This window comes from Microcoleus sp. D3_18_C4 (assembly GCF_036702355.1).
Lineage (GTDB): Bacteria > Cyanobacteriota > Cyanobacteriia > Cyanobacteriales > Microcoleaceae > Microcoleus.
In genome coordinates this window covers 58303-70719 of sequence record NZ_JAUBTF010000009.1, presented here as the reverse complement: position 1 = coordinate 70719, position 12417 = coordinate 58303, and the positions used below count along the sequence as shown (strand labels likewise).

At 46.5% G+C, this 12417-nt stretch carries 12 protein-coding genes; 2 read left to right on the top strand and 10 right to left on the bottom strand.

Features of this window, described 5'->3' with window-relative positions:
• Position 1: 1 nt before the first annotated feature.
• From proB to QUA90_RS06590, 9 genes are all read right to left on the bottom strand, one after another.
• On the bottom strand, positions 2 to 1174 hold the full coding sequence (gene proB / locus QUA90_RS06630; RefSeq protein ID WP_333444505.1) for a glutamate 5-kinase: 1173 nt from the start codon (positions 1172 to 1174) through the stop codon (positions 2 to 4).
• Positions 1175 to 1228: 54 nt separating this feature from the next.
• Positions 1229 to 1750 (bottom strand): YqeG family HAD IIIA-type phosphatase, encoded by a 522-nt coding sequence (locus QUA90_RS06625; protein WP_333385464.1) that lies wholly within the window; start codon positions 1748 to 1750, stop codon positions 1229 to 1231.
• Between the two features lie 142 nt (positions 1751 to 1892).
• Complete coding sequence (mltG, locus tag QUA90_RS06620; RefSeq protein ID WP_333444503.1) at positions 1893 to 3017, bottom strand: endolytic transglycosylase MltG; 1125 nt, start codon at positions 3015 to 3017, stop codon at positions 1893 to 1895.
• Positions 3018 to 3264: 247 nt separating this feature from the next.
• Positions 3265 to 3843 (bottom strand): DUF3727 domain-containing protein, encoded by a 579-nt coding sequence (locus QUA90_RS06615; RefSeq protein ID WP_333444501.1) that lies wholly within the window; start codon positions 3841 to 3843, stop codon positions 3265 to 3267.
• Positions 3844 to 4156: 313 nt separating this feature from the next.
• Positions 4157 to 4615, bottom strand: a complete 459-nt coding sequence (gene ruvX, locus QUA90_RS06610) for a Holliday junction resolvase RuvX (protein WP_333444499.1) — start codon at positions 4613 to 4615, stop codon at positions 4157 to 4159.
• A 271-nt stretch (positions 4616 to 4886) separates the two neighbouring features.
• Positions 4887 to 6212, bottom strand: a complete 1326-nt coding sequence (locus QUA90_RS06605) for a GNAT family N-acetyltransferase (protein ID WP_333444497.1) — start codon at positions 6210 to 6212, stop codon at positions 4887 to 4889.
• A 191-nt stretch (positions 6213 to 6403) separates the two neighbouring features.
• A complete protein-coding gene (locus QUA90_RS06600; protein ID WP_333330789.1) occupies positions 6404 to 7585 on the bottom strand; it encodes a F420-0:Gamma-glutamyl ligase in 1182 nt (393 codons plus the stop codon).
• A gap of 144 nt (positions 7586 to 7729) precedes the next feature.
• Entirely contained in the window at positions 7730 to 8248 is a 519-nt protein-coding gene (locus QUA90_RS06595; RefSeq protein ID WP_333444495.1) for a GNAT family N-acetyltransferase, read from the bottom strand.
• Positions 8232 to 8531 carry a DUF1778 domain-containing protein gene (locus tag QUA90_RS06590; protein WP_333222796.1) on the bottom strand — a complete coding sequence of 100 codons (300 nt, stop codon included), beginning with the start codon at positions 8529 to 8531 and terminating at the stop codon, positions 8232 to 8234. The genes QUA90_RS06595 and QUA90_RS06590 overlap by 17 nt, the downstream gene beginning before the upstream one ends.
• 689 nt (positions 8532 to 9220) lie before the next feature.
• Here QUA90_RS06590 and QUA90_RS06585 point away from each other — a divergent pair.
• Entirely contained in the window at positions 9221 to 10531 is a 1311-nt protein-coding gene (locus QUA90_RS06585; RefSeq protein WP_333444492.1) for a hypothetical protein, read from the top strand.
• A gap of 295 nt (positions 10532 to 10826) precedes the next feature.
• On the opposite strand, the gene QUA90_RS06580 is transcribed toward QUA90_RS06585, so the two are convergent.
• Positions 10827 to 11567, bottom strand: coding sequence for an SIMPL domain-containing protein (locus tag QUA90_RS06580; protein WP_333444490.1), 741 nt, complete (start codon positions 11565 to 11567; stop codon positions 10827 to 10829).
• A gap of 286 nt (positions 11568 to 11853) precedes the next feature.
• Between QUA90_RS06580 and QUA90_RS06575 the strand changes: the two genes are divergently transcribed.
• Entirely contained in the window at positions 11854 to 12237 is a 384-nt protein-coding gene (locus tag QUA90_RS06575; RefSeq protein ID WP_333444488.1) for a YkvA family protein, read from the top strand.
• Positions 12238 to 12417 lie beyond the last annotated feature (180 nt).

The window sequence follows — 12417 nt, the reverse complement described above, 5'->3', positions numbered from 1 at the left end:
TTTAAACAATCACTAAATTATCTCGGTGTACCGCCGTTTCTACGCCTGCATAGCCTAAAATCTCAGCAATTTTCTCTGATTTGCAGCCCTGGATTTGTCTCAGTTCTAAACTGCTATAATTCACAAGTCCTCGAGCAATTTGCTTGCCGGCTGCATCGCACAACTGCACGGAATCATCAGCTTGAAATTCTCCTTCTACTTGAGCAATACCCGCAGCTAAAAGCGATTTTCCACCGTGGGAAATTGCCTTGACAGCACCCGCATCTAAATATAGTTTTCCTGCTGGAATTAGCACGTTAGCTATCCAGTGTTTGCGAGCGTTTACAGGGCGCGGTTGAGGCTCGAATTGAGTACCGATCGACTCTCCGTTGAGTATTTTCTCGATATTACCAGGAAAGCAGCCGTCAGTGATGACAGTCCGCACTCCCGATGCAGTTGCTATTCTCGCCGCTTCAATTTTTGTCACCATTCCGCCGGTTCCCCAACCGCTGCGGGAATCTCCTGTTTGCACCTGAAATTCTGTTAGCTGTGCCATACTTTGGACTAGGGCGATCGGCTGCGCGTCTGGATTGCTGCGCGGATCGGCGGAATACAGCCGATCGACATCTGTGAGCACAAACAACCAATCTGCTTCTACCAAACTCGCTACTAGCGCCGAAAGCGTGTCGTTATCGCCAAATTTGAGCTCGTCTACCGCTACTGTATCGTTTTCATTGACGATCGGAATCACGCCCAACCTGAGCAATTGCTGAAAAGTATTGTAAGCGTTAACATAACCGTTACGCTGCACTAAATCGCCCCTGGTGAGCAATACTTGAGCGATCGGCTGTTGCAGAGTAGTAAACAAGTCATCGTACACCCGCATCAGCCGCCCTTGGCCCACAGCCGCCACAGCCTGTTTCAGAGCGATATTTCGCGGGCGTTCCGTCAAACCCAAGCGCGCGCAGCCAACCCCAACTGCACCCGAAGAAACCAAAACTACTCGATGGCCTTGCTGCCGCAAATCAGCTAAAATTTCGACCAATGCAGCAATAGTTGAAAGAGCTAAGTTTCCTGTAGTCGATCGAGTCAGAGTGGAAGTTCCAATTTTAACAACAATAGTTTGAGTCTGTTGTCTGTTGACTGTTGACTGTTGACTGTTGACTGTTGACTGTTGACTGTTGTCTGTTGCCATTAGTTACCAATTCCCAATTCCTAATTACCAATGCCCAATGCCCAATGCCCAATTTTAATCTTTAATTTTCAGAGATGCCCCCAAAGCTTGAGAAACCCAAACTTCAAAAGAGCGCACCGGATACTTGCGAAGCGCATACCCAGCATCAATCATTGGTTCCACTAAAATAGTAAACATACCCAAACGATTGCCTGCTAAAACATCAGTAAAAAGTCGATCGCCCACCATCGCCACCTGTTCCACCGGCAAATTCATCGCATTAATAGCCCTTCGCAACTTGCGGCGCGACGGCTTAGCCGCACCCGTGATGTAAGGTAGATTCAAAGACTCAGCAATCCGACCGATCCGAGTCTGACTTAAATTATTGCTCGCCAACCATAGCGATACTACGGGTTTTATTTCTTCCACCCACAGGGTGAGTTCAGGAGAAGCATTCATTGCTGTGATGGGAACGAGAGTTTCGTCCACATCCAAAACTAATCCTTTAATATTATATTCCTGAAGAATGTCAGCCGTTAACTTCATGACTGAATCGCCTAAAACTAAGTCAGGCTGTAGTATTTTACCCCAAGTCATAATGATTTTAGATTTTAGGTTTTAGATTGACAAATAAGAAATTGGAAGTTAAAGATTAAAAAAGTAAAAAATCAAAAGTGAATAATTATTGCTTTGGCTTTGTGACTTTTGACTTTTTACTTTTGTATTAGTCATTGCCCATCTATTGAGTTGATCGCACTTTTTGGTCAACTTGAGCCACAGCAGCATTGTGTTCGGCCAGGGTGCGACTGAAAATGTGAGTGCCGTCGTACCGCGCCATAAAGTACAGGTATTCTGTATTTTCAGGAGTCAGAGTCGCTTCCAGACTGGCGATTCCCGGAGATGCGATCGGAGTTGGTGGCAGGCCTACATTGATATAAGTATTGTAAGGAGAAGGGGTTTCCACCTGCTTGAAAGTCAAAGGCTTTTCCTTCGTTTGCCTGATGCCGAGAGCGTATTCAACCGTCGGGTCAGAACCCAAGGGCATACCCTTATTCAGACGGTTGTTGAATACCCCAGAAATACGGTTCCGCTCGGAAGCAACCACAGCCTCTTTTTCTACAATACTAGCCAGCGTCACCCACTCTTTCAAATCCAGCTTAGTATTCTTCTGATTTTTTTGATAGATCGGCAAAGCCAACTGCTCGAAGCGACCGAGCATTTGCTTGATGACAGCTTCCGGGCTAATTGCATCGCCGTCTAGCTGATAAGTATCCGGGTACAAAAACCCTTCCAAGTGAGGCAATCCGCTCGGTAGCCAAGGGTACTGAGCGTAGGGAACTTGACTCGCCACCGCCATAAAATCCTTAGCCGGAAAAAAACCTTGCGCTTCAAAATAAGCGCTCATTTGTTGCAGCGACCACCCTTCTGGAATAGTGAAACTCTGCTGTGCGACTTCGCCCTTCCAAATTTTGTCAGCAACTGCACTCAGAGGCTGAGTCGGCGAAAGTTGGTAAGTTCCTGCTTTAAAACCTCCCTCGCGGTTTTGCAGAGTCAGCCAGCGGGCCCACATATTCCATGCCGAGCTCGATCGAATCAACCCCGCGGCCTCTAAATCCCGGCCTATTTTTTGACTGGGAGTACCCTCCGGAATTTGGATCGAAACAGCAGCATCCTCTGCCGGATTTCCCGATGAGGATGTGATTTTAGGTGGCGCCGAAGCCCAGCTCCACCAAGCCCAGCCCTGCCAAGCGCCAACCCCCCAGATTGCCGGCAGCAAGGCCAGATAAAACAACCATTTAGAGACTTGCGGAGTACCTTTTCGGCTCTCGCGCGTGCTGCCTTTTGTCATTTGTTCTTTATTCATAGTCCGTTGTCCTGGATAAGCGGCGGTTAACTAGCGACTAATGACTGATGACCTGCGATTGATGACCGAAAAGTTACGAATACAAGCCATTTAAAAGACCCAATTCACGCGGCTCAATTCAAAAGCCCGATCGCGAAGGCAGAAGGAGCCATCTCGAAAAAGTTCGATCGGGCGAGCAGTTTACTTTTTTATAAAATAGTAAAAAATTCTGCTTTTTGCCATCAGGCTTTGTGCCTGCAATTAATATCTAATCAAGCTCGTCAAAAAACTGGTCTTCCAGCATAGGTAACATCGGTTCCAGCCTTTGGAACTCTTCTTCCGAGAGCAATTCTGGCTTGCCGTCATCATTCATTCTAGCCAAGATAAAGAACGGGTCTAGAGGCGTATAAATGGCATATTCCTGTTCTTCGTGGTAGAAACTGGTCAGCCACATCAGCTCCTCGAACTCGGACTCCTCATCTGGATCGACATCGGATGCCATATCCTCTTCGGGAAATTCCGGCAATTCGCCAACCACAGTCAGCGTCACCGCCGTGCGCCGGAGTGTCAAGTTCTGCTCTTGCAGGACAACTTTAGCAGTATCAAAAATTTTGTCAATTTCGGTCTCGTCTTCTACAGGAATTGCTGCTTCGTCGTTATCGTCTCCGTGCCAGGTAAAAATTTCTACTGGGGAGTCAATTGGCAGCAGCAAAGCGTATTCTTCACCTTCTAGGTTCATAGAATATTCTATGTTGCAAGTCAGCGATCGCCCAACTTCATCCGTCAGGGTGACGGACTCTTCGTTGGAATTGCCATTCTCTTTTTTGCGGTATGGGGATGAGGACATCGCGTGTATCTTAGTTTTCCGTCAATAATTCAGTAACGTTGGCTTGACAAGTGGGAATTTTCGTGGCGATATTCTGGCTAAGTGGGCAATCGCCAGTCCACAAGCTTAAACCGCGAGACTCGCGGCCTTTTCCACAGGCGAGGAGTGCAGCGGTTAAATCTCAGTCGAGTCAGCAAGCGACACTGAGGACAAATCACGATTTTGTGCTTCTTCACTACCGAGGGTACACCAGAATTTTCTCCAGTTTGTCAAGGGTTACAGGTGTGCGTAGCAAACTTGCACAACCAGGATATCACGCCTCTGTTACCACCTATCAAGGATTGGGAAGGGCGGAGATATTTTGCCTTCGCTCGTCTAGCCACTGCTGCAAAATCAGGGCCGCTGCTTTGCGATCGATCGCACCCTTATTTTGCGACAGGGAAATCCCTTGTGTTTTCATCAATTCCTCTGCCTCAACCGAAGTCAGGCGCTCGTCCACGTACTCTAGGGGGAGCTCTAGGGCTGTGGCGATGCGATTCGCATATTTCTGCACCTGTCGGGCTTGAGCACCCCATTCTCCGTTCAGGGAGTAGGGCAAGCCTGCCACCAAAATTTCCACTCTCCGCTCTCGCACGAGTTCTCGGAGATAAGCTACGTCTCGATCAAAGGACGATCGTACCAGTGTTGTAATGCCCGTAGCTATTAAACCAGTGCCGTCACACCCGGCGATCCCGACTCGTTTGAGGCCGATATCTAATCCCAGAGCTGAAATCCATAATTTATCGTTGGACATTATCAATCAAGCAATTTTAGATTTTAGATTTTAGATTTTAGATTTACTTCTTTGTTAGTTGCCGATTTTTTTTTAACGAAACGCGAAGACGCGAAGAACGCGAAGAAAGAAGAGAAGAAAGTAAGAAGAAGATAGGTAATCTTAGGTTGATATCAATCAAAAGCAGAAGGGATATTTTGGGATTATGACATAAAAAAATAGAATTCTTTGGATGATTAATTCTATTTTTTCTGCCTTCTACCTTTTACCTTCTGCTTTTCACTATTAAGTATTAACTTTTCTCTTGGGAGCCTTCGTCTAGAGGCAATTCGGGCAATTTTAGAGGCAAAATGCTGCTGATATCTGTTGCCGATGATTCGGAATGCTGGAAGTTCAAGGGGTTAACTTGATTCGTTTGGCTGTTTCCTGAGTCAGCCAACAGAGGTTTTATCTCAGACGACGCGGGCCCTGCTGCTGCTTCCCCAGCCATCGGGCCGAGCCAGGACATCCGGCCCGGTACGGGTTTGCGAGTTGGCTGGAAGCTTTGCAACATTTCTGATAGCTGGAGTCCTTCGAGAGAGACCAACTTGGACTCGCGCAATTTGTGCCACACCGATCGAGACATCAGCAAACTGTGTTCCACGCGCACTGCTCCAAATTGCTCTAAATAAGCTTCCCGTTCCGGCTGATAGTCAGCGGAAGCCAGTTGCAGGCTTTGAACCGGGAAATCTTGAACAAGGCGCGCCATCTGGGACAGCAGTTCTGGGTAAAGCCAAGTGTAGGCGGGGTGTACAGTCAACTGAGCGACGTGCGGTTGCTGGCCGTTGCGGGATAGCTGCACCTGAAAATAGCCGATCGCGGCTTTGCGCTGCGGTTCAAACACGTAGCCGCTGACTACCTCGGTTTTGCCCAGCCACTGTCTGACACCTTCGACTAAAGCGCCGAAAAAACTGGTTTTGAAATCTTGAATGTGGCGATCGAATACTTGGCGCACCAGGGGCGGCATAGACGCGGTATCCAGTTGATAGAGCAACTGAGCGTCGGCGTTGCTAACAGGCAGCAGGTTGGGCAAATCTGGGGTCGAGCTTGCCATTTCTTGCAGGCGTTCTGGGGCGATCGTCCAGTAAGTCATCTGGGCCAAAGGCTGAAACCCGTTTTGCCGATACAAAGCCAAGGAAGTGTTGTCGCCGACATTCACTTCCAACAGCCACGTGCGCGCCTCCCAGACTGCCTCAAAGCAGTACCGCAGCAGCATGGAACCAATTCCTTTGCTGCGGGCTTCCGGGTCTACTCCTATGCGATCGATCCGCCAAGTGCTGCGGGTGCGGTTGAAAGGAGAAATCTGAATTATGCCCTTAACGCTCCCTTCTTCTTCGGCAACATGGGCCCGGAACAGGGACTGACAAGGGTTGGGAAACAAGCTAAAAATCTTTAGTAGTCCGTACCAGCGACGAATCTGCTGCAACTTTCTACCTAGTACCACGTCGCAGCTTGCGCCCTTGCGGTTTTCTGGCTCTTCGGCTGTTTCCGCGCACAGTTGTTCCATCACCTCGATATCGCGATACTGAAACGGGCGAATCACAACCTGGTTTTGGTTTTGGGAGGGAAATGAAGTCATAACATAAAAGTGGAGAATGGAAATTTAAAAATAAAAATTCAGAAAGGGGAAGAGTTAGATAAGTTTGGAGTTTTGAATGGGTAAATTTTGATTTCAAAACTTATAACTTTTGATTCTTCTCCCTTTCTTGCTCGATCGAAAATTAAAAATTGCAAATCATCTTTTTGAATTTTTAATTTTCTGTTTTCAACTCAAGATTTTTGTTGCAGAGGTCGAATTACAACGACCGGTGTTCGCTCGTCAGCATTCCCGGCGGGGTTGCTTCGCAAGGCTTGCTCTAAGAATGTTACCGATAAATCGGAGGTCGCTGCTAATATCTTAACTGCTTTCAAGTCATTAGCGTCTACGATCGCCGCCGCAAGTCCGGTTTCTCGTTGAATTTCTTCTACAACTTGCTGGGGATTGTCCGGGCCTAGGACAATAAATTGGTCGAAGGGAGGCAAAGTCCCGGTAACGTCGTCGATCAGTCTGGCTTGTTCCCCTGCTAGTTGGTAAAAGACTCCCGGTTTACCGAATATTTTAGCCACAGCGCCGATCGCAAATGCTGCTACTACGCGCCAAGGGCCGACTACATCAACCAACGTCTGCATTCCGCAAGCCGTGGCCAAACTCGACATCGGCAAGAAAAACAAGCACACTCGCTTTGCCGCCCATCCTGGTTTGACTTCACTGGGATGGCGATAGCGTCCCTGCATCAAAGCCAAGGGAGTCTCTGCGAGGGCGACAATATCGCCTTTCTGGGCGCGCGGCAGCACGTAACGCTTGACAATTTCGACGGGATTGTCCAATTCCGTCAGGATGTGGGTGCGAATCGGCAAAACTTCGGCAACTCCGACATTTCGGGCATTAGGTACTGTCTCCGAGTTGGGAAATTGCAGCGGGACTACTACGTTACGGACTTTCGGGATGCGGCCACCTGGGCCGTAGGTGACGAAGTGTACTTGCACCCAAGCTGATTGCAATTTGGTTAAATCTTGCCCTTGAATGTCTACAGAAACTTTAATTTTCGTGTTTTTTTGGGCTTTAACAATATAGCCGAACCAGTAATCGTCTGCTCTGGCTGCTGCGTCTTTGTGGCAAGGAATCACCTTTGTCTCGGAGGTAACGCCATCCAAACTTCCGTCAGACAGCAGTTTCACCTGTGCCCGCACTTCCGGCAACATAATCTCAAATCGCTGTGTCAGGTTGCGGAACTCCATTTCCCCGACTAAAAGATAGCGGTTGGGTTCCGAGATGGCTAAGTGCCATTCTCCGGCTGTTAGTTCTAGTTTATTTGCACTTCCAGTCCGGCGATAGTTCAACTCTAGGCCCAATCCGCCCAATGCTAGCAGCGAACCGGCTGCTGCGATTCCTGTTGCTAAAGTCTCAATCACTCAAATCACCGCCAATAATATTTTGTGTTTACTGTAGTCGATATCGGGTACTTCGATCGACGATCCGGTAGTAATTGAAGTTTTGGGGGATGTTGGGGTTGGGGTTGGGGAGTGGGATGGGCGATCGGTTTTTAACAAAATCAACTAAATGTTATAATTTTGACAAAGTTCTTCCACCGATTTCATTGGTAGATAAAGCTTCATCGGGTTTTGTTTGAATTTTTGAAAACTATATTTTTGATAGAAATTGGCTGCTGGCTCATCCAGAGCTTCTGCAATGACAGCGAGAGATGCAACTTGTGCAGTTGCCAAGAGTGCTTTTGTCAAAGCATCTATCAGAATCAACTCGCCGAGATGTTGACCTTGGTAAGTACGATCGACTGCCAAACGACCGAGCAATGTAGCAGGTAGAAGGGGATAGCGGGGCAGCTTTTTTGCAAAAGATTCATTTAACTCTGCGAGTTCAATGGTGTATGCAGAAAGCGTATAATAGGCAATCACATCTGTGTTGGGAGAGTCCACTAAAACGAATACGATTGCGACTTTCTTTTTGATATCCTGAGAAGCTTGTTTGCGGATGTAGTTGTCCAAACTATCTTGTCCACAACAAAAAAGCTCTCTGTGATGTCTGCTGCTATCTAAGGGTTCAATTGTGAGTACCATCGCCCATCACTTGTTTGTAGCGCAAGGCTGCTGCTTTGAGAGCTTGATTCGGCTGGGTTGGATTCAGGAGGGCATTCACGAAAGCCTCGCTGTCGTCAACGTCAAGTTTCAGTCTTTGGTGCTGTTCAATAACTTTGGAAGCGACTGCTTGAACGCTGGCGATGACGAAATCTGTTAAGGTACGTCCTTCTAAGTCAGCGGCTTTTTGCCAAAGGGCTTTAATCTCTGGACTGATACGAGCCTCCAATCGGGCTGACGGTTCCGATTTAGTAGTTTTAGTCATACAAAATACGGTAGATATAATCTCTCTATTATATACGGCAAAATGCCGTATGTGACGCTAAAATTTAGGAGCGATCGAAATTATGCCCAATTACGCGTAAGTGCGATCGGGCTTCTGTGGCTAAAGCGGTCAAGTTGCTGTTCAAAGAGCTCTCCTCGTGAGTTAGATCACTCCAAAATCTGGCGTTGCTTAATCAGGGTATGGAAAAAATCAGTTGAAAATCCCGAATCTTTGTGGATACTGGTTTCTCTGACTTGCATATTTAGCTTTTCCGACCGTAAATCAGCAACGTCTACAAAACAAATCACTTAATTCAATTATTTAATGGTAGCAACTTTTTTTAGAATATATATTTATTTATAAGTTAAGTTATAAGCTGGAATTTTATATTATTTTTTGAGGAGATTTATTAATAATTGAATCTGTAAAAAAAATCTGTATACATGAGTTATTTTTGGCTCGCTAAGCTAAGACTGTTCCAGATGTGCGATCCTCTTCGAGGGCTTCGCTAACGCGCGCATCCAGCTTCTTCAAGGTCGAATGAACAGGGAACCGCTAGCGCCGTAGTGGTCAGTATTTTTAAGAATCTACTTCTTAAGTAACAGTCAAAATCTAGTTCTTAGGCAGTAGATTTTCTGAGAAGTATATAGTTAGGCTAGTAAATGTAGCAGTAATACCCAAGGATATTTATGACTGATAATAACCAGCCTTTTAACCAGCCTGAAGCCAATCGTGACTTCCATGAAAAGAATGTTGACAATAGCGAAAACCAGCAGCTTCAGGCTCAGACTAACGAAAATGCAGAATCACAGGAAGATCAATCATCAGGTTCAGGCCTTGGTGCGAGGATAGCTGGAGCAGCAGTCGGTGGTATACTAGGTGCTCGCTCTGGAGGCATTATTGGTGCTGTAGCAGGCTCAGTTGCTGGCGCTATGATTGGTAAAGGTACTGCTGATACTGTTAACCGTGCTGTAGATAATTTAGGGGATGCAGCACACAGCGTAGCAGACGGTATTACACACACTGTAGAAGAGCTAGGGACAGTAGTAAAGGAAACTGCTGAAGAAGTTAGACCATCTATCAAAGCTACAGCAGAAGCAGTCAAAGAGACTGTTGAGGAAACTAAGCCTTCGATTAAAGGTATAGCCGAATCTGTCAATGAGACAGTTAGGGAAGCCAAGCCTTCTGTAGTAGATGCAGTCAAGAGTGCATCCGAGGAAGTCAAACCTACGATTAGAGAAGTAAAAGATTCAGTCAAGCAGACAGTCGAAGGTGTCAAGCCTTCTATACAAAGTGCAGCGGACTCTATTAAGAGTACGGCTGATGAAGTTAAGCCTTCTGCCAAAGCTGTAGCTCAAGAAATTGAGGGGGCAACTAAGGAGTTTAGATCGACTGTAAAAGATACAGCGAAAGCAGTTGAGCCATCTATAAAAAGTGCAGCCGAATCGCTTAAGTCATCTGGCAAGAGTGCAGCCGAATCAATCAAGTCATCTGCTCAAAGCGCAGCCGAATCTGCTAAAGGTGCAGCGCATGATGTTAAGTCATCTGCTCAAAATGCAGCCGAATCTGCTAAAGGTGCAGCGCAGGATGTTAAGCAGGATGTTAAGTCATCTGCCCACAATGCAGCCCAATCTCCTCAAGGTGTAGCGCATGATTTTAAATCATCTGCCCAAAATGCAGCCGAATTTGCTAAACCTCCAGTGCCTGATTTTAGGTCATCTGCCCAAAATGCAGCCGAATTTGCTAAACCTCCAGTGCCTGATTTTAGGTCATCTGCCCAAAATGCAACCCCATCTCCTCAAGGTGCAGTGCAGGATTTAAAATCATCTGCTCAAAATGCAGCCCAATCTGCTAAACGTGCAGCGCACGATGTTAAGTCATCTGCCCAATATCTAGCTGAATCCGCCGAGGAAAATAAGGATAGTGATCTTCACATCTCCGGCAGTCCTGAACTCAAAGACAAAGTGGTCATTAATGACAAGAGAATCATTAAGGACTAGGTAAAGTAAGGGCTTAACTCCAGCTTGTTAAAGTTAGCCCTAAGAGAGTTTAACAGAGAGTGGATCTTAGAAAAGAGTCCACTCTTTTCTGTTTAGGAGGAATGCGATCGCCTACGGTTTAACAGAGAGTCTATTTATTGAGGAACTCTCCCCCTCAAGAAGGAGAGATTCCGTTTCTGGACTACTGGCAGAAGTGGTTAAAACGGCTAAAGTTTTTTGTAGAAAAAGCTGCTTGATAAATCGAGAAATAGTTAGGGTCAAGCTGATGTGGCCAGTTCAACCCCTAACTATATTATTAATATCCAAATTGCAAAGTCACAGAAGCTTCTACCTGCTGTTCCCCCCCCACCACAGGCGTTGTAGCATCAGCAGTAGCAGCGCGAGCACCAGCCAATTGCCGATACATTGGAGGCGGCGCGATCGCACCGTTGACTTGAATGCCCAGAATCTCTCCCCGCTTCAGGTTGAGGGCGCTAAACACTGCATCCGCTTGCGCTTGAGCATCTTGAGTGGCTTTTTTGAGGGCTTGTTTTCGAGCTTGTTCGATCGCACTTTCGGCAGCGGCAAAACTCACACCGTCGATGCGTGTGGCTCCGGCATTCACCGCATCGTCGAGCAAAGTGCCTGCAGATGCAGTATTAATCCGAAAACTGACGGTATTCGTCGCCGTATAACCCGTCAAGCGCTGTTGGTTGTTGTCGAAGTTATAAATGGGATTGAGGGTGATGCCGGCAGTTTCGAGTTTTTCGACTTGGCGCGATCGCAGCAACTCTACCACAGCGGACGATCGTCTCGCAGCTTCCTGCTGCACCTCGGCCGCCGTTTTCCCCTGCACCTCAACCCCCAGCCGCACTTGTGTTTGAGTTGTAGGAATCGCTTCCACACCCCGCCCAGTAACACTCAGCGTTCTGATCCGCTGTTCTTGAGCGACAGCCGGATCTAATCTCACAAAACTCACGAGAGTTAAGGTTAAACACAACGCTGTTACCAGACTACGGAAATTAATGCGATCGCGACGTTGCAAATTTGAATTCATAAACTTGATTCTCCTCACATAGAACAGATGCTATACTTTACCTTCCCACTGAAATTGCTAAATATCCGGGTTGTTACATTTTTAGCAACTAAAAAAATAGTCCGTAGTTCTGAAGAAATTATGAGTTATTATGATGTCCGCAGGACGCTCCACTAAAAAATTGGTGTTCTGGGTAAAACAAGAGGTTGGGCAACGATAAATATAGAAACCCACCGAGTTTAGGACACTCCGACGCAAATACTATTTCATTTTAACTAAAATTTAAAAATGATAAAATTGTTAAAAGATGCAATCCTTAAAACAACTTGCCCGCCGACTCAAAAAAGAAACTTACGCTGTTTATTTAGCAAGTACAGACCAGAGAGTACCTTGGTACGCCAGAATTTTAGCAGGCATTACGGTTGCCTATGCTTTTAGCCCGATCGACTTAATTCCTGACTTCATACCGATTCTCGGCTACTTGGACGATTTGATAATTGTACCTTTGGGAATTTGGCTGGTACTGAAGATGATTCCGCCACAGGTTTTAGCCGAGTGTCGGGAAAAAGCAGCCGCAGAAATAGAGCGAGGAAAACCGATAAATCGGGCTGCCGCTGCTGTAATTCTTGCCATCTGGATTAGCTTGGGGATATTAGCAGCAATTGGGCTGACACGGATATTTAAACGTTAAAAAAAATCACCTATCTAGTTATTGTGTAGAGTTCGCGCCGAGCACTTTACCTTAAACAACTCCTTTGAGCCAAAAATATTTAAAGTTTTAAAAATCACCGTTCTAGTTATAATATAGGGTGCGCCTAGCGCACCTTACCTTAAAAAGAACTCGCGGTATCGCATACCAAGTATTATTTAC